11 protein-coding genes and 2 tRNA genes are annotated in these 26749 nt (G+C 67.6%); 9 read left to right on the plus strand and 4 right to left on the minus strand.

The features are described 5' to 3' along the window. Both EGK76_RS02755 and EGK76_RS02760 read left to right on the plus strand, forming a co-directional pair. Positions 1-3783, plus strand: coding sequence for a PilC/PilY family type IV pilus protein (locus EGK76_RS02755; RefSeq protein ID WP_123831573.1), 3783 nt, complete (start codon positions 1-3; stop codon positions 3781-3783). After that, entirely contained in the window at positions 3780-4244 is a 465-nt protein-coding gene (locus tag EGK76_RS02760; RefSeq protein ID WP_305029442.1) for a type IV pilin protein, read from the plus strand. Before EGK76_RS02755 ends, EGK76_RS02760 begins: the two co-directional genes overlap by 4 nt. Positions 4245-4531: 287 nt before the next feature. Here EGK76_RS02760 and EGK76_RS02765 read toward each other — a convergent pair. Next, positions 4532-4608: transfer RNA gene (locus tag EGK76_RS02765), tRNA-Asn, on the minus strand. A 191-nt stretch (positions 4609-4799) separates the two neighbouring features. After that, positions 4800-5327, minus strand: coding sequence for a GspH/FimT family pseudopilin (locus EGK76_RS02770; RefSeq protein WP_123831575.1), 528 nt, complete (start codon positions 5325-5327; stop codon positions 4800-4802). A 182-nt stretch (positions 5328-5509) separates the two neighbouring features. On the opposite strand from EGK76_RS02770, the gene uvrB reads away from it, so the two are divergent. The 4 genes from uvrB (at position 5510) to EGK76_RS02790 (ending at position 17216) form a co-directional block, all read left to right on the plus strand. Continuing rightward, a complete protein-coding gene (gene uvrB, locus EGK76_RS02775; protein ID WP_096299346.1) occupies positions 5510-7543 on the plus strand; it encodes an excinuclease ABC subunit UvrB in 2034 nt (677 codons plus the stop codon). A 57-nt stretch (positions 7544-7600) separates the two neighbouring features. Next, a tRNA-Val gene (locus tag EGK76_RS02780) sits at positions 7601-7675 on the plus strand. Positions 7676-8241: 566 nt separating this feature from the next. Further along, complete coding sequence (locus EGK76_RS02785) at positions 8242-16989, plus strand: glucoamylase family protein (protein WP_343205612.1); 8748 nt, start codon at positions 8242-8244, stop codon at positions 16987-16989. Then, positions 16989-17216, plus strand: coding sequence for a hypothetical protein (locus tag EGK76_RS02790; RefSeq protein WP_096299344.1), 228 nt, complete (start codon positions 16989-16991; stop codon positions 17214-17216). Before EGK76_RS02785 ends, EGK76_RS02790 begins: the two co-directional genes overlap by 1 nt. A 247-nt stretch (positions 17217-17463) precedes the next feature. Here EGK76_RS02790 and EGK76_RS02795 read toward each other — a convergent pair whose 3' ends face one another. Then, on the minus strand, positions 17464-20214 hold the full coding sequence (locus EGK76_RS02795) for a TonB-dependent receptor (RefSeq protein WP_096299342.1): 2751 nt from the start codon (positions 20212-20214) through the stop codon (positions 17464-17466). A 237-nt stretch (positions 20215-20451) separates the two neighbouring features. On the opposite strand from EGK76_RS02795, the gene EGK76_RS02800 reads away from it, so the two are divergent. Beyond that, a complete protein-coding gene (locus EGK76_RS02800) occupies positions 20452-21408 on the plus strand; it encodes an oxygenase MpaB family protein (RefSeq protein WP_123831576.1) in 957 nt (318 codons plus the stop codon). 49 nt (positions 21409-21457) lie between these two features. Here the strand turns inward: EGK76_RS02800 and EGK76_RS02805 are convergent, their stop codons facing one another. After that, positions 21458-23074 (minus strand): alpha-glucosidase, encoded by a 1617-nt coding sequence (locus tag EGK76_RS02805; RefSeq protein ID WP_123832044.1) that lies wholly within the window; start codon positions 23072-23074, stop codon positions 21458-21460. A gap of 187 nt (positions 23075-23261) precedes the next feature. Between EGK76_RS02805 and EGK76_RS02810 the strand changes: the two genes are divergently transcribed. Both EGK76_RS02810 and EGK76_RS02815 read left to right on the plus strand, forming a co-directional pair. Further along, the gene (locus EGK76_RS02810) at positions 23262-24764 is read left to right on the plus strand and encodes an MFS transporter (protein ID WP_123831577.1); all 1503 of its coding nucleotides are present in this window, start codon (positions 23262-23264) and stop codon (positions 24762-24764) included. Continuing rightward, the gene (locus EGK76_RS02815) at positions 24761-26494 is read left to right on the plus strand and encodes an alpha-amylase family glycosyl hydrolase (RefSeq protein ID WP_123831578.1); all 1734 of its coding nucleotides are present in this window, start codon (positions 24761-24763) and stop codon (positions 26492-26494) included. The genes EGK76_RS02810 and EGK76_RS02815 overlap by 4 nt, the downstream gene beginning before the upstream one ends. Positions 26495-26749 lie beyond the last annotated feature (255 nt).

Genomic DNA, 26749 nt, shown 5'->3' on the forward strand with positions numbered 1-26749 from the left:
ATGAAAGGCCGCACAAAACTCTACGCCGGCGCCACCGCGCTGGTCCTGGCCGGCAGCGCCTACTTCCTGCATTCGGTCATGGCCGTGCAGGGGCAGGGCACACTGGCGCAGCAGCCGCTCAACGTGCAGTCGCAGATCCCGCCGGCCTTCATCATGGCGGTGGACGATTCGGGGTCGATGACGTTCGAGACGCTGTTTCCCGGGCAGGACGGACAGGCTTGCTGGAATCCCACCGGCGGATTCTTCAACGCTAACGGCTCTTTGCGGACGATAGCCGGATCGGGCGGCGCATGTGGATACAACCATCTGATCCCATATCCCGGGCATCGGATCGATGCCAACCGTCACGCGATTCCGCCACTTCCAGCGTTCGGCTTCGCTCGTTCGCACTGGTTCAACCCCTCGTACTACAACCCGGGCGAGACCTATCTGCCCTGGCTCGACTCGGAAGGCAGGCCCTACGATCGGACGAGCGACCCCCAAGGCAATGCTTCCGTCTCCGCGACCCGGGTGAATCCGCGCAACGCGACGCCAACCATCGATCTTTTCGCCACGCGCGAGGAAACCGATGCCAACAACAGGTTCCGCGTGTTGAACGGCATGGTGATCCCGGCCAACACGCGCTACTACAAGACCGCCAACTGCGGTGGACTTGCCAATGGCAACAACAATGTGTGGAGATCGGTCAATTCAGATCAGACGGTCACGGCAAACTGTCAGATCGGCATCAGCTATTACCCGGCGACCTTCTACCTACCCGAGGCGGCGAGCGTGCCGGCGGGCTTCAAAACAGCCAGCCGGGTTCTGGTCAACAACGCCTGCGGCGCGGGCTGCAACCTGTACCGCTACGAGATCAAGAAAGACAATTACACCAGCGACGCGGCGTTCGAGGCGGCCCGGCAGAACTTCGCCAACTGGTTCTCCTTCTACGGCAACCGCAACCGCGCGATGATTGCGGGCATGACGCGCTCGCTCAGCGACGTGAAGAACATGCGGGTCGGATATTTCAGGATCAACAGTCGTACCGCGAACGTGGCGATGCGGAACATGAACTCGCCGGGTGAGAAGTCGTTGCTGTACACCGACCTCACCGCACTGCCAGCCAGCGGCGGCACGCCGAACCTTTCTGCGGTCGACCACATCGGCAAGCAGTTCCAGCGCACCAATAACGGCGCGCCCATCGAACTCGCCTGCCAGAAGAACGCCGGCATGCTGTTCACCGACGGCTACAGCAACGGCGGTAGTCCCGGCGCGCCCGCTGTGACTGGTCTGGGAGCGCCATTCGACCCGACGCCCGCGAACAGCATGGCGGCCATCGCGACCAAGTACTACCAGACGACGCTGCGCACCGGCCCCAACTTTCCTGCCGGCCGCGTGCCCGTGCCGTCAGGTTGCGGCCTGCCCAACCCGGACCCACGGCTGGATTGCAACGCCAATCTGCATATGAACTTCTACGGCATCACGCTTGGCGCGACGGGTGCGATCTACGACCCCGAAGCCGAGCGGGACCCGTTCGTGTCGCCGTATCCGGCTTGGCCGGGGCACACCGACGACAATCCCTCCACGGTGGATGACATCTGGCACGCCACGGTCAACACCCGGGGGGAGTTCATCAACGCCCGTACCCCCAGCGAGATCACCGCCGCCATGCGCCGCGTTCTGAGCTCTGTGAGTGAGGGCAGGTCGCCGGCCGGCAGCATCGCACTCACCGGGGCGCGGATCGGCCAAGGCTCGCTGACGGTTTCGCCGATGTACGAGGCCCGCAACAACGGCACCGACTGGTACAGCACGCTGACCGCGCAGACCGTGGCGACCAACCCAATCACAGGCGTGGCGACGTTCACCGACGCTTGGGAGGCCAGCCGCGAACTGCCGGCCGCCGCGAGTCGCGCAGTCTGGTACGGCACCGGCAGCACTGCGCTCCCGTTCAATGCGGATAATCTCGGCAGCCTTGGCAAGCTTTGCGATAACCCTGCGCCCAATATGTCGCTGTGTACCGCGACCTCACTGCAGGCGTTGGGTACCTCGGGCAACCTGAGCGTGGAGCAGGCGGTGAGCTACCTGAAGGGTGACGCCAGTCTGGAAGTCGACCGCAATCCCGCCGGCCGGCTGCGGTACCGCAGCACGCGTCTGGGCGATATCGTCAACGCGACACCGGTGGTGAGTGCACCGACCGATGACTACGGGTATGGCAACCTGCCAGCGCCGTATGGCGCGGGCTACAAGACCTATCTGACGACGAAAAAGTCTTCGAGCGATCCCAATGCGCATCGCCCGATGGTCTACGCGGGCGCCAACGACGGCATGCTGCACGGCTTCGACGGCCGCGCCGGCACCGGGGGGGGCGTCGAGCGCCTGGGGTTCATTCCGCAGTCCGTGCTCGGGCACATGGGTAATCTCCTGTTTCCTTACGATCCCGCGGCGAGCGGTGACCAGAAATTCCAGCACCGCTACTACGTGGATGGTCCGCTTGTCGTATCGGATGCCTATTACGGCTCGAGCTGGAAAACCGCACTGGTCGGTTCGACAGGAGCGGGCGCCAAGGGCGTATTCGCGCTGAACGTCACTGGCGTTGCGCGTGGCGGCAGCTTCGCCGCTGCCGATCGGCTGTGGGAGATCAGTCCGCTCAATGAAGCGCTCTCGATAGCAGTGCGCGAGAACATTGGCAACGTGCTCGGCAAGCCGGTCATCGTTCCGATCAAGACCGGTGGCGCCGAGGGGCCGGTAAAGTGGCGGGCGATCTTCGGCAACGGCTACAACAGCACCACTGGCCGTGCGGTCCTGTTCCTTGTCGACATCGGTACCGGGGCTCCCACGATCTCGATGATCCAGGCCACCGAGACCGGCGCACCCGCTGGATCCAACGGGCTCGGCAACCTGGTCGCACTGGATCGTTTTACCGCGGCCGCCGACGGGACGCTCTCGGCGCCAGGTCGCGACGGGTTCGCCGATACCGTGTACGCGGCTGACCAGAAGGGCGCGATCTGGAAGTTCGACCTGCGTAATTCGGCGGGGGCGGCGCCCGCTGGACCGACCCGGCCGCTGTTTACGACGCTGCGTTATTCCAGCGGCCCTGAGAACAACACCCGTCAGCCGATCCTGGGTGGACTGACCGCAGCGGCGGGGCGCAACGGGGGGGTGATGCTGTTCTTCGGTACCGGCAGCTTCTCTTTCGAGGGCGATCCGCTGGATGCGACACAGCAGTCGCTCTACGGCATCCTCGACACCGCATCCGGGCAGCCGACGACCACGGTCACCCGGAGCAACCTCCTGGCCCAGACGGTCACTGTCAGCGCTGCAACGCCAGGAGTGCGCGGGGTCTCGTCGAATACCGGTGCAGGCAATCTGGGCTGGTACATCGACCTGCCGGCGCGCGAACGTTTTGTGGCCTATCCGCGTGTCGACAGTGGCGTGGTGTTCATGCCTACCTATGCGCCGGTGAGCGCGCTGCAATGCAGCGTCGAGGGCGCCAACTGGCTCTACGGCCTCAACTCGCTGACCGGTGCGGCAGGCCTTTCGAACGTCAGTTTCGATTCGCCCGGCGGCGCATCGCCGGGAGCCGGGACAGGCGCGATCGCGCTGCAGACATCGGGCACCGCGCCGGTCAAGGATGTGGCCATCTTCAGCGCCCCGCGGCTGGCGCCTCTGCCGGCCGAAGCGGACGCCGATGATCTCGACAAGGCGCTTGCGGCCCAGTGCTCGATGATCGTGCAGGTAGCCGGCGCCCCGACGATGTACCTCAAACGGCCATGTGGTCGCCAGTCGTGGAGACAGATCCAGTGAGCAACACACGCATCCACGCGGCAAGGGGACCGCTCGGCCGCACCAGGGGCTTCACGCTGATTGAGCTGATGGTGGTAGTTGCGGTCGTCGCAATTCTTGCGTCGATCGCCTATCCGGCCTACCAGGATTCGGTGCGGAAGTCGCGGCGTGCGCAGGCCAAGGCCGACCTGGTCGAACTGGCCCAGCGCTTCGAGCGTCATCACACGGTCAACAATACGTATCAGACGTTCTGGACCGCAGCGAACGTGCCAGTTGCTACGCGGGTATCCCCGACTACGGAAGGCGCCGTTGTGGCCTACGACCTCTCGGTCCAGAATCTTGGACCCAATACCTTCACGCTGGTGGCCACGCCCCGGGCCGGCAGTCCCCAGGCCAAGGACACCCGGTGCGGCACGCTGACTCTGTCGAACACCGGCGTAAAAACTGAAAGCGGGACGGGTGCGCTTTCAGACTGTTGGTGACGTGTCGCCCATCTATGCCCAGCAAAAAGCCGCGGATCAAACCGCGGCTTTTTGCTGGACGGCGCATGTCGATGGGTCTGGTTGGCAGTGGCACTGGTGTGGCTGCAGGGACCTGTGCCGTAGAGGGGGATCGACGCAGCCAGATCTGCCGCGGACGGCGGGCCATGGCCGATGCGGGATAGGGTGACCCCGCGTCGCGCGGTCTGGTGCGATGAACATCGCCACATTGGAGGGCTCAAAATATTGCGCACAAAAAAAGGCCCGCATTTCTGCGGACCTCTTGATTTTGGCGCCCGAAGTTGGACTCGAACCAACGACCCCCTGATTAACAGTCAAGTGCTCTAACCAGCTGAGCTATTCGGGCGGGGACGCACATTCTAATCGGTTGTCTGCAGGGGTCAAGCGTTTGCGCGCGTTATTTTTTGGTGCCGGTGCATGGCCGTGAGCCGGCCCAGTGCGTCCTGTCGGCGCATACGGAGGCTCTGGCCGGCGGACGGACAAGGCGGGTTGGCCACCCTGGGAGTTCGGCCGTCAAACCAACTTTCCGTTCGCGGTTCAGAAGGGGCATGCCTCGGGGCGAGTCGGCTTCCGGCTCCGAACACGGCCGAGGTTGTTGACGATGACCTCGCCGTCGAGGCTTTCTCGCGTACAGATGCGCACGGTGAGGTTGGTGCCGGCGCTGCGGCCGTCACGCTGGTAGCGGACGAAGTTGCGGGTCGCGCCCATTCGGAGCCGGCTGGAGCTGCCGCCGCCGGGCGCGTCCGACGTACGCAGAAGGTCTCCAGGTGCGTCGGGTTTTCGATTGCCGTCGGGATCAGCGAATACGATCCAGCCATGGGTCCAGTCGGCGTCGCCCCGGCAGCCCGTGGATTCGGTGCCGGGGCAGGCCACGACGTGGGTGCGCCGCATGATGGCGCTGCTGCGGGCCATGGCGAGGTCGGTGCTGACCAGGTGCATCGCCGTGCGCACCCGGTGCCGGTCGAGCGTGTCGACGAAGCCAGGCGTGCCCACGGCCACCACTACGGCGAGGATCGCGACGACTGTGATCGTCTCTACGAGCGTAAATCCGCGAGTTCGGGGCACGGCAGCGTCCTTGCGGCCAGGAAGGGACAGCCTGACTGCGGCGGATCGCGCCTGGATTCAGGCGGTCGCGCTTCGCGGGGTGGGGATGGGCCGATTGATATCGTCGGAAGCCGATTCCGACCGCCTGTTGCCGTGGCCGCGATCCGTCCCCATCTCTCCATCTCCCTCGCATCCGCCCGCCCATGAACGACGTCATCCATCCCGCCGGATTCCAGCTCGTCTCGCCCTACCAGCCCGCGGGTGACCAGCCACAGGCGATCGAGAAGCTCGTCGAGGGCTTCGAGGCCGGGCTCGCCCACCAGACGCTGCTGGGCGTCACCGGCTCGGGCAAGACCTACACCATCGCCAACGTCATCCAGCGGGTGCAGAAGCCGACCCTGGTGATGGCGCCGAACAAGACGCTGGCGGCGCAGCTCTACGGCGAGTTCAAGTCGTTCTTCCCGCACAACGCGGTCGAGTACTTCGTCAGCTACTACGACTACTACCAGCCCGAGGCGTACGTGCCGTCTTCGGACACGTACATCGAGAAGGACAGCTCGGTGAACGAACACATCGAGCAGATGCGCCTGTCGGCGACGAAGGCGCTGCTGGAGCGGCGCGACGCGATCGTGGTGTGCTCGGTTTCGGCGATCTACGGCCTGGGCGACCCCAACGAGTACTTCCGCATGGTGCTGCACATGGTGCGCGGCGAGCGGATCGACCAGCGCGAGCTGATCCGCCGGCTGAGCGAGATGCAGTACAGCCGCAACGACACCGAATTGCGCCGCGGTACCTATCGCGTCCGCGGCGAGGTGATCGACATCCATCCGGCGGAATCGGAGATGGATGCCCTCCGCATCGAGCTGTTCGACGACGAGATCGAGCGCATCACCCAGTTCGATCCGTTGACGGGAGAGACCAAGCGCACCCTGCCGCGCTACACGATCTATCCCAAGTCGCATTACGTGACCACGCGGCGCACCACGCTCGAGGCGATCGAGGCGATCAAGGCCGAACTGCCGCCGCGGCTGGAGCAGTTCTATGCCGAGAACAAGCTGCTCGAGGCGCAGCGGCTGCAGCAGCGCACCCAGTTCGACCTGGAGATGATGGCCGAGGTCGGCTACTGCAATGGCGTGGAGAACTATTCGCGGCACCTGACCGGGCGCATGCCCGGCGAGGCGCCGCCGTGCCTGTTCGACTATCTGCCGCCGGATGCCCTGCTGGTGGTCGACGAATCCCACGTCACCGTTCCGCAGATCGGCGCGATGTACAAGGGCGATCGATCGCGCAAGGAAACCCTGGTCAACTTCGGCTTCCGCCTGCCCTCGGCGATGGACAACCGGCCGCTGAAGTTCGAAGAGTGGGAGGCGCGCGCGCCGCGCGCGATCTTCGTCTCGGCCACGCCCGGCAGCTACGAGCTCGAAAAATCGGAAGGCCAGATCACCGAACTGGTGGTGCGCCCGACCGGACTGATCGATCCGGAGGTGGAGATCCGGCCGGTCGCGAGCCAGGTCGACGACGTGCTCGGCGAGATCCGCGAGCGGGTGGCGATGGGGGATCGCGTGCTGATCACGGTGTTGACCAAGCGCATGGCCGAGAACCTTACCGAGTACCTCGGCGAGCACGACGTCAAGGTGCGCTACCTGCATTCCGACATCGATACCGTCGAGCGCGTGGAGATCATCCGCGACCTGCGTTTGGGCAAGTTCGATGTGCTGGTGGGCATCAACCTGCTGCGCGAGGGCCTGGACATGCCCGAGGTGTCGCTGGTGGCGATTCTCGATGCCGACAAGGAAGGCTTCCTGCGCTCGGGCGGCTCACTGATCCAGACGATCGGCCGCGCCGCGCGCAACCTGCGCGGCAAGGCGATCCTCTATGCCGACCGCATCACCAAGTCGATGCAGATGGCGCTCGACGAAACCGACCGGCGCCGGGCCAAGCAGGTGGAGTACAACGCCGAGCACGGCATCACTCCGACGTCGGTGGCGCGGGCGATCGTCGACATCATGGAAGGTGCGCGCGTCGATCCGGAGACCGAGAAGAAGGGCCGCGGCAAGACACGCAAGGTCGCCGAGCCGGCCGAGGACTACGCATCGCTGCCGCCGGAGAAGCTTGCTTCGCGGCTGAAGGCGCTCGAGCAGCAGATGTACCAGCACGCACGCGATCTGGAGTTCGAAGAGGCCGGTCGGATTCGCGATCAGATTCGCCAGATCAAGGAAGTCAGCCTCGCGCGTTAAAAAAACTTCAACAAGTGTTCGACATCGCCAGAATCCGGTGTATGATTCGCACCCTTCGGGCGGTTAGCTCAGCGGTAGAGCACTACCTTGACATGGTAGGGGTCACAGGTTCGAACCCTGTACCGCCCACCACCTTGAAGCCTTGATGCAAGCGGCTTTAGGTGGAATTCGAAGAAGCGGTGTGGGTGACGATCGACCCCGCGCCGACCCAAGTTCGTACTGGACCGCCGCATCTCGCCGGCCGGCTCCTCGATGAACCCTTGAGTATCCGTCGCACCTCGCCAGGATGGTCCGTGGGCGAGTTTCTCGTGCGTGTCTGTTCGGCGGTGCGCTCGCCGGACCAGTCCCCGGGACCTCCAGCGCCGGCACGCCGCGCTGACGGCGCCATGTCCCGCCCGGGTAGCGCGTGGGGATCCAACGCAACCTCAGCTCCACCCTGATTTTCGGCGATCGTGCGCTGCGTTTTCCGCGCTATCGCCAGCGTCGTTGTTCAAGGTGTCCTGCGTTGGATGCACCTGCGCGCGCTTTGTCCGCGCGCGGCTGCCGCGGAGTTGCGGGTGATCGGGCATCCCATCGTCGTGGCCTGCCGGCTCCCGGCCTCCTGAACGACGTGTCGCGGTCTCGTCACGCGGCGCCGGGGGGGCGGTGCAATGATGCGAATCTCCCCGCCGCCGGCCGCTGGCCCACGGATATCGGACATGGGCACCGCTTCGACGTGGTCACGCCGGTGGCTGCGTCTGCAACGCGTCTTTGGTGGCAGCTCCACCCCGCGTTCGGCAGGGCTGCGGGAGGAGGCGCCGCTGCGGGCGCAGCTTCTGAGCGCCGAGCAGATGGAGCTGCACGGGCGCGGCCTGGCGCGGACCCACCAGATCAATCCCGGCCGTGCTCCCGATCTCCTGTTGTCCAGGCTCAGCGAGAATGCGGCGGTTCTCGAGGACGCCCGCACGTTCCTCTCCCGGATGGTGCGCGACGAGCTTCGCATCACACCCGCCGGCGAATGGCTGCTCGACAACTACCACCTCATCGAAGAGCAGGTGCGGCTCGCGCGGCGCCACCTGCCCAAAGGCTACAGCCGCGAACTGCCCACGCTGGCACAGGGCCCCTCCGCGGGGCTGCCCAGGGTGTACGACCTGGCAATGGAAGCGGTCGCCCATGGCGACGGGCGGGTGGACGCGACCACGCTGAGCCGCTTCGTCGCCGCCTACCAGACGGTGACCCCGCTCTCGATCGGTGAGCTCTGGGCCATTCCGATCATGCTGCGCCTGGCGGTCATCGAGAACCTGCGCCGGATGGCGGTGCTGGTGATCCGCGACGGGCGGGACCATCGACTCGCGAAAGAGTGGGCGGAGCGCCTCAGCGCGGTGTCCGTGGACTCGCCCAAGGACGTGGTGCTGGTGGTGGCCGACATGGCGCGCAGCGGGCCTCCTGCGAGCGGCGCGTTCGTCGCCGAGCTGACGCGCGGCCTCCAGGGCCGGGGCGCGCTGTCGCTGCCGTTGACATGGCTCGAGCAGTGGCTGGGCGAGACCAGTCTGCGCATCGAGGCGCTGGTGCATGCCGAAAGCCAACAGCAGGCGGCCGACCAGGTGTCGATCGGCAACAGCATCGGCACCCTGCGGTTTCTGGCCCACATGGACTGGCGCGAGTACTTCGAGAGCATGAGCCTGGTCGACGCGGTCCTCCGCGACGATCCGGCCGCCACCTACGGTTTGATGGATTTCAGTACCCGCGATCACTACCGGCACGCGGTGGAGACCATCGCCCGGCGTGGCGGTATCAGTGAACTGGTGGTGGCCCGTACTGCGGTGGGCCTGGCGAAGGCGCATCCTGCCGATGCCATCGAGGCGCACGTGGGCTATTACCTGGTGGATGACGGTGTGGCGCAGACCCTCGCGGCGCTGTCCGCACACACGGGTGGCAAGCGGATCCCGATCGCGCCGCGCAGGGTGCCGCTGGCCATCTACCTCGCACTGATCGCTGTCGTCGTCGCGCTGGCGACCACCGGCCTCATGGGGCAGGCGGGCGCGCGCGAGGTGGGCTGGGTTCCTGCCTGGCTGCCGGCGGTCCTGGCCGTGCTGGTCTTCAGCGAACTGGGCATCGCGCTGACCAACTGGCTGGCGACCGTCGTGGTGGCGCCCAAGCCCTTGCCGCGTCTCGATTTCTCGCATGGCATCCCGGCGGCGTCGCGCACCCTGGTGGTGGTGCCGTGCATGTTCGGCGATGTTGCGTCGGTCGATGCGCTGGTCGAAGGGCTCGAGGTGCGGTTCCTCGCGAATCGTGACCCGCACCTGCATTACGCGTTGCTCAGCGATTATCTCGATGCCGACCAGGAGACGCTGCCGGGCGACGCCGCAACGCTCGCCCATGCCTCGGCGAGGATCGGCGAACTCAACAGGCGCTATCTGGGCGACAGCCCGGGAGGCGGCGAGCGCTTCTTCCTCTTCCACCGGCCGCGCACCTGGAATCCGCGCGAGGGTCGCTGGATCGGCGCGGAGCGCAAGCGCGGCAAGCTGGCGGCATTGAACGCGCTGCTGCGCGGTGGCGGCGCCGACGCGTTCGAGCAGGTGGTCGGCCGCACCGCGGTGCTGGGCAACGTGCGCTACGTGATCACCCTCGATACCGATACGCGCCTGCCGCGCGATGCCGCCCGCGAGCTGGTGGGCACCTTGGCGCATCCACTCAACCGCGCCGTGTTCGATCCCGTGCGTGATCGCGTCACGCGTGGCTACGGCATCCTCCAGCCCAGTGTGGGCAGCAGTTTCAGCGGGCGCCGGTTCAGCCGATATGCCCGGATGTTCGGCACCGAGCCGGGTATCGATCCGTACACGCGCACGGTGTCGGACGTCTACCAGGACCTGTTCGGCGAGGGTTCGTTCATCGGCAAGGGCATCTACGAGGTCGACACGTTCGAGCGCGCCCTGCAGGGCCGCTTCCCGGACAACCGGATCCTCAGCCACGACCTGCTCGAGGGCTGCTACGCGCGCGCCGGGCTGGTGAGCGACGTGCGCCTGTACGAGGACTATCCGGCGCGCTATGCGGCCGACGTCAAGCGACGCCATCGCTGGATCCGGGGCGACTGGCAGCTGCTGCCGTGGGTATTGCCATGGGTGCCGAGTGCGGACGGGGGCAGGGTACGCAATCCGCTGTCGGGCCTGTCGCGCGGCAAGCTGCTCGACAACCTGCGCCGCAGCCTGGTGCCCGGGGCCACATTCGCACTGCTGCTGCTGGGTTGGCTTGCGCTTGAGGATCCGCTGCCGTGGACGCTGTGGCTGATGACCGTGGCTTTCGCACCGGTGCTGATCCCCGCGCTGCGGGTCCTGCTGTCGAAGCCTGCGGACATGCGGTTGGAGACGCATCTTGCCCAGGTCGGCGATGCGACCGGACGCGGGCTGGTGCGCGCCGCGGTGGGGTTCGCCTGTCTGCCGTACGAAGCGGCCTACAGCCTGTCGGCGATCGCGGTCACACTGTGGCGCACGCTGGTGAGCCGGCGCCATCTGCTGCAATGGAACCCGTCGAGCGAGGTCGAGCGGGCGCTGGGCAGCGGCGCGTCGGCCGAGCTGCGCACGATGTGGCCTGCGCCGCTGCTGGCGGGACTGGCCGCCATCGCCGTGTGGCGGGTGAATCCGGCAGCCCTGTGGGTGGCGGCGCCGATCCTGGTGCTGTGGGCGGGCTCGCCGCTGCTGATGACCTGGCTGGGCCGCCCCCCGCCGCAGCGCAGCGCCGAGTTGTCGTCAACCCAGCGTGCGTTCCTGGGGCGACTGGCACGGCGCACTTGGGCGTTCTTCGAGGTCAACATCCGCGAGGAGGATCACTGGCTGCCGCCGGACAACATCCAGGAGCATCCCGGCCTGGTCGTCGCCCGCCGCACCTCGCCGACCAATATCGGCCTGTCGCTGCTGGCCAACATGGCGGCCTGGGATTTCGGCTATCTGCAGGCAGCAGCGGTGGTGCAGCGCACCCGGCAGGTGTTCACGACGCTCGACCGCTTGGAGCGCCACCGTGGCCACTTCTTCAACTGGTACGACACCGAAACCCTCGCGCCGCTGCCGCCGCGCTTCATCTCCACGGTGGACAGCGGCAACCTGGGTGGCCACCTGCTGACCCTGCGCCAGGGGCTGCTGGGGCTGATCGATGCGCCTGTGCTGGCGCCACAGACGTTTGCCGGCCTGGCCGACACGCTGGCCGTGCTCGGCGAGGTCGTGGAAGCGCGGGCCGAAACGCCGCAGGAGCTTCAGAGCGCGATCGACGCCTGCCGCGTGCTGCTCGGCCGCGCGCTTGCCGCGCCTCCGGTCGCGCTGGCAGACGCGGCGGTGGTGCTCGACGCGCTGGTCGGGGTGGCCGATGACATCGTCGCCATGGAACCCGAAGCGAACGCCGCCATCACGCACGACGGTATCGATGACTCGCCGGCGCTGTGGGCGCGGCGCCTGCAATCGGGCTGCCGCGACGCCCGGGACATCGTCCAGGCGTGGGACGACGTGGGTTCCACGGAGGTGGCCGAGACGGCCCGGAGGATCCCGTCGCTGCGCGCCCTGTGCGCGCCGGGCACTTCACCGCAACTGCGTGCGCAGGCGCAGGCGCAGGTGCGTGAACTGGAGCGGCTGGCCCACGTGGCCGGGCAGTTCTCGCTGATGGAGTACGGCTTCCTGTACGACGCGGCGCGACACCTGCTGTCGATCGGTTACGACGTCGACAGTCGCCGGCTCGACCAGGGGCATTACGACCTCCTGGCTTCGGAGGCGCGCCTGTGCAGCTTCGTCGCGATCGCCCAAGGCCAGTTGCCGCAGGAGACCTGGTTCGCGCTCGGTCGGTTGCTGACCGAGGTCGACGGCAATGCGACGCTGCTGTCGTGGAGCGGCTCGATGTTCGAATATCTGATGCCCCAGCTGGTGATGCCGAGCTACCCCGACACCCTGCTCGACCAGACGTCGCGGCACGTCGTCCAGGCGCAGATCGCCTACGGGCGGAAACACGACGTGCCGTGGGGCATCTCGGAGTCCGGCTACAACGCCGTCGACGCGCGACTGAACTACCAGTACCGCGCCTTCGGCGTGCCGGGCCTGGGTCTGAAGCGCGGACTCGCAGAAGACCTCGTGATCGCGCCCTACGCCACGATGATGGCCTTGATGGTGGCGCCGGAAGCGGCCACCCAGAACCTGCAGCGCCTGCATGCGGCGGGGTTCTGGGGACGCTTCGGCTTCTACGAAGCGATCGACTACACCGCCAGCCGGGTGCCGCGCGGGCAGTCGCATGCCCTGGTGCGCTCGTTCATGGCCCACCACCAGGGCATGGGCTTTCTCGCGCTCGACCACCTGCTGCGCGAACAACCCATGCAGAAGCGCTTCGTCGCCGACGCCGAGTTCCAGGCCACGCTGCTGCTTCTGCAGGAACGCGTACCGCGGATCGGCGTGTTCGTTCCGCACTCGGTGGAGTCGGTGGGCACGCGGACGACGAGCCTGGTGAACGAAACCCAGCTGCGCATCTTCCGGACCGCCCACACGCCGCGCCCGGCGGTCCAGATGCTGTCGAACGGGCGGTTCCATGCGCTGCTCACCAATGCCGGCGGCGGCTCCCTGCGCCAGCACGACACGGCGCTGATCCGCTGGCGCGAGGACGGCACCCGCGACCCGTGGGGCAGCTTCTGCTACCTGCAGGATGTGAAGAGCGGGGATGTGTGGTCGGCCGCGCACCATCCCACCTGCGCGCCCGTCGAGGATTACGAGGCGATCTTCTCCGATGCCAAGGTCGAGTACCGCGCCAGGCGCAAGGGGCTGGTCAGCCATCTGGAGATCGCAGTCTCCGCGGAGGACGACATCGAGCTGCGTCGCCTGCGCCTGTCCAACCGGTCCCGGCGTCGGCGAACCCTGGAGGTCACCACCTACGCCGAAGTGGTGCTGGCGCCTGCGATTTCGGACGAGATGCACCCGGCTTTCAGCAACCTGTTCGTGCAGACCGAGATCCTCCGCGACCGCCAGGCGCTGCTGTGCACGCGGCGCGCGCGCGAGCCCGACCAGACGCCACCGTGGATGTGCCACCTCGTGGCCGCGCACGATGTCGACATCGTGGAAATCTCCTACGAGACCGATCGCGCACGCTTCCTCGGCCGTGGACATACCCCGCGCGATCCCGCGGCGCTGGAACGGCCCGGCCGGCTGTCGGACACCGCGGGATCGGTGCTCGATCCGATCGTCGCCATCCGTGTGCGCGTGACCCTCGAGCCGGAGCAGACTGCGGTGCTCGACCTGGTCACCGGCGTCGGCCCCGACCGCGGCGCCTGCGAGGCACTGATCGACAAGTACCGCGACCGGCGCCTGGCCGACCGCGTGTTCGACCTCGCCTGGACCCACAGCCAGGTGGTCCGCCGGCAGATCAACGCCTCCCAGGGCGATGCGCGGCTCTATGAGCGACTGGCCGGGCTCATCGTGTTCGCCCACCCGGCGCTGCGCGCCGAGAGCGGGGTGCTGCTGCAGAATCGACGCGGGCAGTCCGGGCTCTGGGGGCACTCGATCTCGGGGGACCTGCCGATCGTGCTCGTGCAGATCGCCGATGTCGCCAACATCGAGCTCGTGCGGCAGATGGTGCAGGCCCACGCCTACTGGCGGCTCAAGGGCCTGCACGTGGACCTGGTGATCTGGAACGAGGACCAGGTCGGATACCGGCAGCAGCTGCAGGAGCAGATCCTGGGCCTGGTCTCGGCCGGGCCGGAAGGCAACGTTCTGGATCGCCCCGGGGGGATCTTCGTGCGACCGGCGCAGCAGATCTCGCAGGAGGACCGGATCCTGATCCAGGCGGTCGCCCGCGTCATCCTGAGCGACCGGCACGGCACGCTGGCCGTCCAGGTGGTGAGGCACATGGCCCCGGCGCGGGTGCAGCCCCTGCTGGTCCCTTCCGGCATGACGCCGCAACCGCCGCTGAGTGCACTGGTTTCGGTGCAGGAAGATGTCCTAGGCGGTGGACACGGTCAGCGCTACGAGGAAGGGCGCGACGCGGACCCCGCTCCTGCCTGGCCCTTCGATGCGATGCAGGGTCCGACACGATTCGACAACGGCCTCGGCGGATTCGCCGCGGATGGGCGCGAGTACGTCATCGAGCTCGAAGAGGGCGCGCCCACGCCGGCGCCCTGGTCCAACGTCATGGCCAATCCGCAGTTCGGCACCGTGGTCAGCGAAAGCGGTCCTGGATACACCTGGTTCGAGAACGCGCACGAGTTCCGGCTGAGCCCATGGCACAACGACCCGGTTGCCGACACCGGCGGTGAGGCGTTCTACCTGCGCGACGAAGCCACCGGCCACGTCTGGTCGCCGATGCCGCTGCCGAGTCGCGGTACCGGCGCCTATCGCACCCGCCACGGATTCGGTTACAGCGTCTACGAGCACGTCGAGCACGGGATCGCCAGCGAGCTGTGGATCTACGTCGATCTGCGCCACGCGGTGAAGTTCAGCGTGCTCAAGTTGCGCAATCTCTCCGCGCGCGCGCGTCAGCTGTCCGCCACCGGTTACGTGGAATGGATTCTCGGCGACATCCGCGCCCGTTCGCACATGCACGTGATCAGCGAGCGGGACGAGGTCAGCGGTGCGCTGACGGCGCGCAATCCCTACAACACCGAGTTCCCCGGCCGCGTGGCGTTCTTCGATGTCGACGGCGATCGACGCAGCTTCACGAGCGACCGTCTGGAGTTCATCGGCCGCAACGGCAGCCTGCGCGCACCGGACGCGATGCGGCGGGACCGACTGTCTGGCCAGCTCGGCGCCGGACTCGATCCCTGCGCCGCGATCAGCGTCCGCGTCGATCTGGCGCCCGGCCAGGCGACTCAGACCGTGTTCCGCCTCGGCAGCGGCGTGGACCCGCATGCGGCGCTGGAGCTGGCCCGTAGCGTGCAGGGGTCGACGGCTGCACGCGATGCACTCGCCGCTGTGCGTTCGCACTGGCAGGCGACGCTCGACGGGCTGCGCGTGGAGACGCCCGAACCGGCGGCCGACCTGCTGGTGAACGGTTGGCTGCTGTACCAGACGCTGGCCTGCCGTTATCTCGCCCGCAGCGGTTACTACCAGTCCGGCGGAGCGTTCGGGTTCCGCGACCAGCTGCAGGACACCATGGCCAGCGTGCATGCAGTGCCGGCACTCACACGCGCCCACCTCCTGCTTTGCGCGGCCCACCAGTACCCGGAGGGCGACGTGCAGCACTGGTGGCATCCGCCGATCGATCGCGGCGTGCGCACGCGGTGTTCGGACGACTATCTATGGCTGCCGTTCGCCGCCTGCCGGTACCTGGACGCGACCGGCGATCACGGCGTGCTTGATACCCCCGTGGGATTCATCGAAGGACGGGCGGTCAGTGCCGACGAGGAGTCGTATTACGACCTGCCGATGCCCTCGGCCCGTCACCGCTCGTTCTACGACCATTGTGTGCTCGCGCTCGGACGCGGCATGGCCTTGCTCGGCGAGCGCGGACTGCCGCTGATGGGAACGGGCGACTGGAACGACGGCATGAACCGGGTCGGTCACGGCGGACGCGGCGAGAGCGTGTGGCTCGGGTTCTTTCTCTATGACGTGCTGCGATGTTTCGCTCCGGTGGCGAGCGCACGCGGCGATGTCGCCTTCGCGGACACCTGTGTCGAAGCCGCCGCGGCGCTGCGGCGCAACCTGGACGCCCATGCCTGGGACGGCAGTTGGTACCGGCGTGCGTGGTTCGACGACGGCACCCCGATCGGCTCCCGTGCCAGCGACGAGTGCCGGATCGATTCGGTGTCGCAGAGCTGGTCGGTGCTGTCGGGGGCCGGCGAGCCTGGCCGCGCGCGGCAGGCGATGGAGGCGCTCGACACGCACCTGGTCAAGCGCGAGGCCGGACTGATCCAGCTGCTCGAACCACCGTTCGACAGGACCGAGCACGATCCCGGCTATATCCGTGGCTATGTGCCCGGGGTGCGCGAGAACGGCGGTCAATACACCCATGCGGCGGTATGGGCGGCGATGGCCTTCGCTGCGCTTGGCGATCGCGAGCGTGCCTGGGAACTGGCGCGCATGATCAATCCGGTGAATCACGCCGTGGACGCGGCGGGCACGGCGGTCTACAAGGTCGAGCCCTACGTGATCGCGGCCGATGTCTACGGCGTCGCCCCGCACGTCGGGCGTGGCGGCTGGACCTGGTATACGGGCTCGGCAGGGTGGATGTACCGGTTGCTCAGCGAATCGCTGCTCGGCGTGCAACGCCATGGCGATCGGCTTCGGATCGTGCCCTGCGTACCGGCATCCTGGCCTGGTTACCGCATGGAGCTGCGGCATGGGGCGGCGATCTACCGGATCCAGGTCGACTGCATCGATACGGGCCACGCGCTGCTCACGCTGGACGGCGTGCCACAGGAGAACATGGTGGTCGTGCTGGACCACGCCGAGGCGATCCACGACATCGAACTGCAATGGCCGCGTGACATGCGGAAGGACGGCGACTGATGGCACTGCCGACCGAGCTCGAAGAGGCTCTCGATACGCTCGCCGGAATGTTGCCGGTGTGGCTGGAGAAACTGCGCGAGCCGGCAGCATTCTGGCCGCAGTTCGATGCGCTGTCGCGGCAGATCCTCGCCCGCGCGGTCACCGACGACGAGCGGGCGGGCGTGGGCCGGCGTCTGGATGCGATGCTGGCGGCGCAGGGCCTGAGACGCCCCCCTGGCGAGCGCTGAAGAACATCGCCGCGTTGCCTGTGCAACGTGGCGAAGAACGCTTCCGCAGGTGCGGGCGGGATCCGGACGCTGCGGCGCGCGCTGCGCCGGTCTCAGCTCATTCCGGTGATCAGGCAAGGGGGCGCCACTGCCGGGTGGCCGGCGCTGCCCTGCCCGGATGTCGGATGCGCATCCCTTGCAGAGCGCGCCGCAGAAAAAACGAGGGGCGCCTGATGGCGCCCCTCTCCGGTCCCACTTCGCGTTGAGATCAGAACCGGTAGTTCAGGCCCACCAGAAAGGTGCGGCCCCATTCCAGATTCTCCAGCGGCCGGTCGCGCGTGCCGGCGTAGGTGCGATACGCCGCGTTGGTGAGGTTGTTGCCCTGCAGCAGCAGGGTCAGGCCCGACAGCGAAGAGGCGTCGCCGAAGCTGTAGCTGATCTGCGCATCGGTGATGTTTTCGCCGACCACATAGCGCAGCGTGCGCGCGCCGTCGAAGTTGCCGATTTCTCCGATGAAGTCCGAACGCCGGCGCTGGCTCACGCGCGCCTCGAAGCCGTCGCGCTCGTAGTAGGCGGTGAGGTTGTAGACACGCTTGGACAGGCCCGGCAGCTCGATCGGATCACTGCCCACGCTGTTCGCGCTTTCCGGATCGAGGATGCGGATGCTGCTGTCGTTGAAGCTCGCGCTGGCGACGATGCCGAAGCCGCGCAGCGACTCGGTCCACAGATCGAAGGGCAGCGATGCCGTCAGTTCCAGTCCGCGCAGCGTGCCGCCCTCACCATTCTGCGGGGCGGTGAAGTTGCCCACGGTCTGCACCGGCGGCGTGCCCGGACGTGGCACGTAGCTGGCGACGAAATCGGAGAAGTCGTAGTCATCGACGGTCTGCGTGTAGATGTAGGTGCGCAGGTCCTTGTAGAAGAACGCGGCGGCCACGTAGGCCCGGTTGCCGAAGTACTTTTCCCACGACACGTCGAACGCGTACGCACGCCACGGGTCGAGCAGGGGATTGCCGCCACTGCCGCCGGGGCGCCCGGTGGCCTCGTCGACGCCGAACTCGAGCGAGGAGCGCAGCTGGTCCACCCGCGGCCGCGCGACCTGCTCGGCCAGGCCCACACGCAGCGTGTGCTCGCCAGGCAGCTGGAACGCCAGGTTCATGCTCGGCAGCACGTCGGTATAGGTCTTGCCCGATTCGAACGGCCGCACGTTGCTGCCTGCCGGCTGCGTGCTGTCCCAGTAGCGCGATGCCGAGGACTGGTCGACGTGCTGGATCTGCAGGCCCACGTTGCCGGTGACCGCGGTGGTGCCCCAGTCGGTGCTGAGGTTCGCGCGGGCAAAGGCGGTGGTGATCTTTTCGCTGACCGTCCACGCCTTCGGGATCAGGTAATCGAGATCCTCGGTGGGGTCGAAGATCATGTAGCGCGCGACGGCGGCCGGCACGTTCCAGGCCGGAATGTAGCCGACGCCGGCGAATCCGAGATCGACCAGGCCGTACTGCAGGTCGCTGGCGATGGCGGTGTCGCCCTGCGGGCCGAGGTTGATGTTGCCTTCGGGTTGGCGCTTGGATTTTTCGCGGTCGGTGTAGTTGAGGCCGAGGTCGATGTCCGCAAGCCAGGTTGCGGCCGCTGGGCCCGGCAGGGTCAGGCCGATCCGCGCGGCCTTGAGTTCGTCTTCGACCTCGGGCGTCTTGCCGTAGCCGGAGCCGTAGATGGTGTTGGTCAGGAACAGCTGCGCTGCATCGGAGTAGTCGAGGCCGGGTGCCAGCTGGCTGAAATCGTTGCTGCGGATATCCAGCTCGATGGTATCGAGCGAGGGGTTCGGCAGCCGCTGGGTATTGTTCTCGAGACTGACTTCCGAGCGCCGGGCCTTCGACCAGCTCAGGTCGGTGACCAGGCGCGCGCGCTCGAAATTGAACTCGTTGGCCCAGCCCACGGCCGAGATCCGGTCCTTGCGGCGGTTGTACATGCCGCGGACCAGCGGATACACGCCGGTCAGCGTGCCACCGGCGAACGTGTCGTTCCCGCTCAGGCGCACGTTGCTGTAGACGCAGTCGACGTTGCAGGTATCGGAGCCGTTGTACTGGGTGTTGACCTCGAACTGGTTGGCGGTGTCTTCCTGCTCGGCGCGCGAGTGGAAGAGGTCCAGGGTGCTGGTCCACATGTTCGACGGGCGGAACTGCAGCGTCGACATGATGCCGTCGCGCTTGGTGTAGCCGGTGCGGCGCAGGGCCTTCATGCCGTCGGTCGCCCAGGTCCCGGGGGCGAGGCCCGGCCGCGGGTCGGTCTTCCACGGCTCATAGAGACCCACCTGGTTCTCCTGGATCGGCGTGTCGCTGTGCGCGACACCGATCGAGAAGCCGAAGCGGCGGTCGGCCGACTGGCCGATGAAGCTGGCACTCAGGCGATTGCCGTAGGGATCGGTATCGGCGGCCTTGCCCAGCGAATTGCGCTGGAAACGGCCGTTGAGCGTGATCACCGAGTCGCTGAAATTGAGCGGTCGGACGGTCTGCATGTCGAGCGTGCCCGACAGGCCCTGACCCACCAGGGCGGCGTCCGGCGTCTTGTAGACCGTGACGCCGCTGACCAGCTCGGACGGGTACTGGTCGAACTCCACGCTGCGGTTGTCGCCGGTGCTGACCATCTCGCGGCCATTGAGCAGCGTGGTGGCGAAGTCGGGCGACAGGCCGCGCACACTGATCACCTGGGCGCGACCGCCGACGCGTTGCGCGGAGACGCCCGGCAGGCGCGCGATCGACTCGGCGATGCTGACGTCGGGCAGCTTGCCGATGTCCTCGGACGAGACCGCTTCGACGATGGACGTGGCATCGCGCTTGACCGAGATCGCGCTTTCGATGCCGCGGCGGATGCCGGTCACCGTCACCGTGTCGAGCTCGGTGGCATCGGAGGACGCCGGCGCAGCGCCGGCAGGTGGCGTGGTGGTCTGGGCATGCACGCCGGCGGCGAGCATCAGCAGCGCCGACGACAGTGCGGCACTGAGCAGGTTGCGATCGAGCTTCGACATCTCCCCTCCCAAGGGTGTCCAGCAGACAGCTGTGTGTCTTCGAGTTGTGCCGTCGTGCGCGACGCCGGAGGGCGGGCTGGACGGGTCGCGGCCATGGTAATCACGCGCTTCCCGCCACGGCGCGCGCTGCATACGTATTCATGGCGACCCCTTCGCCAGGTCGATCCGGGGGCGTGCGGGGCCACGGAGCCGGCGCGTTCGCGGCGCATGCAGCCGCGTGCCGCTAGCCTTTTCCCGATGGAGATCTCTCGTAACCGTCCCGCCGCCTGGATGCAGGCCGCGATCCGCCACTGGGTGTTGAGCGTCTTTCCGCGCGGACAGAGCAACATCGATTACGACCGTCCACCCGGCGATCCCGGCCTGTTCGGTCCCGACACCGTCACATGGCGCGTGCATGCCGATTTCCCCGGCATGCTCGCCGGCGGACTGGGCGCACTGCTGCTGCAGGCGCTGCATCCGCGCGCGCTTGCAGGGGTCTGGGATCATTCGGACTTCCGCGCCGACCTGGTCGGCCGTCTCCGACGTACCACCGCCTTCGTCGCCGGCACCACCTATGCAGGTACCGCGGAATCACAGCGGCTGATCGCGCGCGTGGCATCCATCCATACGCATGTGCGCGGCACCACCGCCGATGGCATCGCCTATGCGGCCGACGATCCGGACCTGCTGACCTGGGTGCATGTCTCCGAGGCCTACGCCTTCCTCCAGGGCTTCCGTGCGTATGCGGGCATGAGCCTGCCGCCGGGTGCCGAGGATCGCTACTACCAGGAATCAAGCCGGGTCGCCGAAGCGCTCGGTGCGCGCGACGTGCCAAGAAGCGCGGCGGCAGTCACGGCCTACTTCGCGAAGGTGCGCCCGGAGCTGCGGTTCGACGACAGATCACGCGAAGTGCTCGACGTGCTCCGGCGTGTGCGCTTGCCGGTACCGGGCGCCACGGTATCGCGTGAGGTCTTCCTTGGCGCCGGCGCCGCGCTGTTGCCGGGCTGGGCGAGGGCGCTGCTGGGCACGACGCCGGCGCAACGTCTGCGTGACCAGACATATGCCGGGCTGCTGCGGACCTCGGCGCCGATGTTCCGCGCGGCATTGCCCGACGGCATCGCGCCGCGTGCGTGCCGGCGCATGGACGTTCCGGTGGCGATTCTTCGCAGCTGGGACGGCGTGCGGCTGCACGGGCAGGAAGCGGCGGAGCGCTGACCGGCGCAGCGCATCCGGACGCGCCGCCACGCCGTCCGGCCGATCGCCTTCAGTCGAGCGTCGCGAACAGTGCCGCATGCGCCGGCAGATGGACCACGCCCGCTTCGATCAAGCCCGCCATCAGGCCATGGCCGCCTGTCGCCTGCGCCCCGCCGAGGTGTGCGGGCAGTGGCCACGCCACCGGCGATGCGGACAGATTGAAGATCGCCAGCAGCCTCGACCCGGCATCGCCGCGCACGAACGCCAGCACGGGTTCGGGGGCCGCGATGAACTGCTGCGCGCCTGCAATCAGTGCAGGCTGGCCTCGCCGCCAGTGCAGGAAATGGCGGGTGGTCGCCAGTACCGAATGCGGATCGGCCTCCTGCGTGGCCACGCTGCGCTGCCGGTGGGCGTCGGGAATCGGCAGCCAGGGCGTGCCGGCGCTGAAACCGGCATCGTCGGCGCCGGTCCACGGCATCGGCGTGCGGCAGCCGTCGCGGCCCTTGAAGTTCGGCCAGAAGGTGATGCCGTAGGGGTCGCGCAACTGCTCGAACGGTACATCCGCTTCGGGCAGGCCGAGTTCCTCGCCCTGGTAGAGGCACACCGAGCCGCGCAGGCTGCAGACCAGGCCCACCATCTGCCGTGCGAAGTCGGGGCTGGCGTCCGGGCCACCCCAGCGCGTGACCGCGCGCTGCACGTCGTGGTTGGAGATCGCCCAGCACGGCCAGCCGTCCGTGGCGGCCTCCAGCCTCTCCACGGTTTCGCGGATGTAGCCGGCGCTGAAGTCGTCGACCAGCAGTTCGAAGCTGTAGCCCATGTGCAGTCGGCCGGGGCGGGTGTATTCCGCGGTCGTGGCCAGCGAGTCCTCGGACGAGATCTCGCCGAGCGCGGCCACGTCGCCGTATCCGTCCATCAGGCTGCGCAGACGCTCGATGAAGCCGATGTTTTCCGGCTGCGTGTTGTTGTACCAGTGGTACTGGAAGGCGTAGGGGTTGTCGGGTGAGAAGCCGCGACCGATGCGCAGCGCCTCCGGTTTTGCCGGGTTGTCGCGCAACTGCGCGTCGTGGAAACAGAAGTTGATCGAGTCCAGGCGGAAGCCGTCGACACCGCGGTCAAGCCAGAACCGCACGTAGTCGAGCGTCGCCTGCTGCACGGCCGGCTGATGGAAGTTGAGGTCCGGCTGGCTGGCGAGGAAGTTGTGCAGGTAGTACTGGCGCCGCCGCGGCTCCCAGGTCCAGGCGGGTCCGCCGAAGATCGACAGCCAGTTGTTCGGCGGCGTGCCGTCGGGCTTCGCGTCGGCCCAGACGTACCAGTCGGCCCTGGGGTTGTCGCGTGATGCGCGGCTCTCGACGAACCACGCATGCGCGTTGGACGTGTGGCTGAAGACCTGGTCGATCATGACCTTCAGACCCAGCGCGTGCGCCTTCGCCAGCAGTGCGTCGAAATCGGCCAGCGTGCCGAACAGCGGATCCACATCGCGCTGGTCGGCGATGTCGTAGCCGAAGTCGGCCATCGGCGAGCGGAAGAAGGGCGAGACCCAGATCGCATCCACGCCCAGCGAGGCCACGTAGTCCAGCCGCGCGATCATGCCCGGCAGATCGCCGACGCCATCGCCATCGCTGTCCATGAAGCTGCGCGGGTAGATCTGGTAGATCACCGCGCCGCGCCACCACGGGCTGTTGCTCATCGTCGTCTCGTCGTTGGATGCGTGGCGACGGTAGAGCATCGCGCGCCCTGCGCGGAAGCGCGCATCGACATCCGAAGCCATGAATACGTATGCGGCGTGGGGCGGGTCGTGGCGTGCTCGTTACCATGCGGCATGCACGCGCCACCGGCGGCGCGTCGCAGCGGACCTCGGGAGGGCCTCGCCGCGTATGCGCAACACGAAACCGCAGCTGTCGTTCGGGCAGATCTGGAACATGTGTTTCGGCTTTCTGGGGATCCAGTTCGGGTTCGCCCTGCAGAACGCCAACGTCAGCCGCATCTTCCAGACGCTGGGCGCCGACATGGAGGACGTGCCAGGCCTGTGGATCGCCGCGCCTCTGACCGGCCTGCTGGTGCAACCGGTGATCGGTTATTTCTCCGACAGGACCTGGACCCGCCTCGGTCGTCGTCGCCCCTACTTCCTGTGGGGCGCGATCTTCTCCACCGCCGCCCTGCTGGTGATGCCGAACTCACCGGAACTGTGGATCGCCGCCGGCACACTCTGGGTGCTCGACGCCTCGCTCAATGTGTCGATGGAGCCGTTCCGGGCCTTTGTTGGCGACCAGCTGGCGCCGCGCCAGAGGCCGACCGGGTACGCGATGCAGGGCTTCTTCATCGGCGTGGGTTCGGTGGTGGCGAGTGCGCTGCCGTTCGTGCTGGCGAAAGCCGGCGTCGCCAATACCGCCGGCCCCGGCGAGGTGCCAGACACCGTGCGCTACGCGTTCTACTTCGGCGGCGCCGTGCTGCTGTGCGCGGTGCTGTGGACGGTCCTGCGCACGCGCGAATATCCGCCCGAGGTGCTGGCCGGCTTCGATGACGCGCACCCGCCGGGCACGCTTGTCGTCGGTGATGCGCCGGTCCCGTCCGCTGCCGGCGGCGTGCCGTGGCTGCTGCTCGGGATCGCCGGTGTCGCGCTGGTCTGGTTGATGGAATGGGACCGCATGCTCCTCGTGCTCGCGGGGCTGCCGCTGGCCTATGGCGTGCTGCGGCAGGTCGCGGCGCTGGGAACGCGCGGCATGGTTGCCGCGATCGTCGGGGACCTGCATGCGATGCCGGTGACGATGCGCCAGCTCGCCGTGGTGCAGTTCTTCTCGTGGTTCGGGCTGTTCGCGATGTGGATCTACACCACGGCCGCGGTGGCGCAGACCCACTACGGCGCGACCGATCCGCAGTCGGCCGCCTACAACGAAGGTGCGAACTGGGTCGGCGTGCTGTTTGCCGCCTACAACGGGTTTGCCGCGCTCGCCGCGGTTGCGATTCCGTGGATGGCGCGCCGGTTCGGCCTGCGCGTGACGCACCTGGTGAACCTGTGGCTGGGCGCGGCGGGGCTGGTGTCGGTGGCCTTCATCCGCGATCCGCAGTGGCTGCTGCTGTCCATGGCCGGCGTCGGCTTCGCCTGGGCCTCGATCCTGTCGCTGCCCTATGCGCTGCTGTCCGACAGCCTGCCCGCGCACAAGATGGGCGTGTACATGGGCATCTTCAATTTCTTCATCGTCATCCCGCAGCTGGTTGCCGTGAGCACGCTGGGTTTCCTGCTCGGTCACGTGTTCGGCGGCGCGCCGATGCGCGTGCTGATGGTCGGCGGCGTGAGCCTGGCGCTGGCCGGCCTGTTCGCGCTGCGCGTGTCGCGCCCGCTGTCGGAACGGGCGCGAATCCGAGGAGTTACTGCATGACCCGAGTATTGCCCGTCGCCATCGCCGCGCTGCTGTGCGTGGCCTGCAGCCATGGAGGGGCCCGCGCCAGCGATGCGTCAGCGGAGGGGGCGCTGTACGGCACGCGTGCGCCGTTCGCCGCGCATGCGGTCTACTTCGTCGTCACCGACCGCTTCGTCAACGGCGACCCGGCGAACGACCAGCGCGAGCAGGGCGGGGTGCATCGCACCTTCGACATCCCGGTGCGCTGCGCGGATGGCATCGACGGCAACATCGGGTATCTCGGAGGCGACTTCCGCGGCGTCCTCGACAACGCCGGCTACATCCGCGACATGGGCTTCGGCGCGGTGTGGATCACGCCGATCGTCGACAACCCGGACGAAGCTTTCACCGGCGGCGATCCGGTCGCCTGCGGCAGTTCGCTGACCGACCGCGGCAAGACCGGCTACCACGGTTACTGGGGCACCAATTTCTACAAGGTCGACGAGCACCTGCCGAGCGCCGACCTCGACTTCCGTGGCTTCACCGACGGCATGCGCGCCGCGGGCCTGAAGACCGTGCTCGACATCGTCGGCAACCACGGATCGCCCTCGTGGACGATGCCGGTCGCGCAGCCCGGCTTCGGCCAGATCTTCGATGTCGCGGGCGCGCTGATTGCAGACCACCAGAACCTGCCGCCGCAGCAACTCGATCCCCGGAACGCTCCGCTGCACGCGTTCTACAACGCGACTGGCGTGGTCAATGCCGAGGAGGGCTCGATCTTCGACGGCAATCTTGCCCAGCTGTCGGATTTCGACGCCGCCAACCCGGCTGTCTTCGAGTATCTCGCCGGTGCCTACGAGCACTGGATCGGGCAGGGTGCCGATGCGTTCCGCATCGACACCATCGCGTGGATGCCGCATGCGTTCTGGAAGCAGTTCGCCGAGCGTATCCGTAGCCGGCATCCGGACTTCTTCATGTTCGGCGAGGCCTTCGACTACGACGCAGGGAAAATCGCCGAACACACCTGGGCGCGGAACGGTGGCATCAGCGTGCTCGATTTTCCGATGAAGCAGGCGATGGACGAGGTGTTCGCGGGCACGGCCGGTTTCGAGCGGCTTGGATCCGCGCTGCATCTCGAGCGCGGCCCGTACGCGAATCCCTATGAACTGGCGACGTTCTACGACAACCACGACATGCCGCGCATGGACGCCACGGACGCCGGGTTCATCGATGCGCACAACTGGCTGTTCACCGCGCGCGGGATTCCGGTCGTCTACTACGGCTCGGAGACCGGCTTCATGCGTGGCCGCGCCGAACACGCCGGCAACCGCGCGTACTACGGCCAGACACGCGTCGACGCCGGCGCGCGGAGTCCCATCCATGGCGCGCTGACGCGCATCGCCAATCTGCGTCGCGACACCCCGGCGCTGCAGCGCGGGCTACAACTGCCGCTGCGCTTGCAGGACGACCACGCCGCGTTCTATCGCGTGATCGACGACGAGGGCGTACGGCAGACCGCGCTGGTACTGCTCAACAAGGGTGATGCGCCGTGGTCGGCATCGCTCGATGCGGACGAGGTCGACGACGGGACCTGGCGCGATGCGCTGGGCGGTACGCTGGTGACAGCCCGGGATGGCCTGGCGCTGGACGTGCCAGCACATGGCGTGCGGGTATTGCTCCGGGACGACTTGCCGGGGCGGCCTGGCCTGCGTGCGCGTCTGCATTCACTCATGTCGGGGCGCCACGGCGGCCCCGACGTCGCGCACTGAGCGCAGGGTGGGCCCCGGGCATCCGGGGCGGCTGGCACGGCGGTGCAGCGTCGGGTCGGTGGCCCGAACCCCGCCCGGTGGCAGCCGACAATGCCATCCGGGGCCGTCCTCGATCCGGTGATGTCTCGGGATGGTGCTTGTGGCCGCTCGCATCGCACGTGGGAGCGGGCGCTACCGGGGCGGGTGCGGCGCGCGGCGAGCGCCGGGGCCGCCCCACCGCGCGATGCAGGCAACGGCGGCTCCGGGCCGGAGTGC

Origin of the sequence: Luteimonas sp. 100069 (genome assembly GCF_003813845.1) — a bacterium.
Taxonomy (GTDB): Bacteria; Pseudomonadota; Gammaproteobacteria; order Xanthomonadales; family Xanthomonadaceae; genus Luteimonas; species Luteimonas chenhongjianii.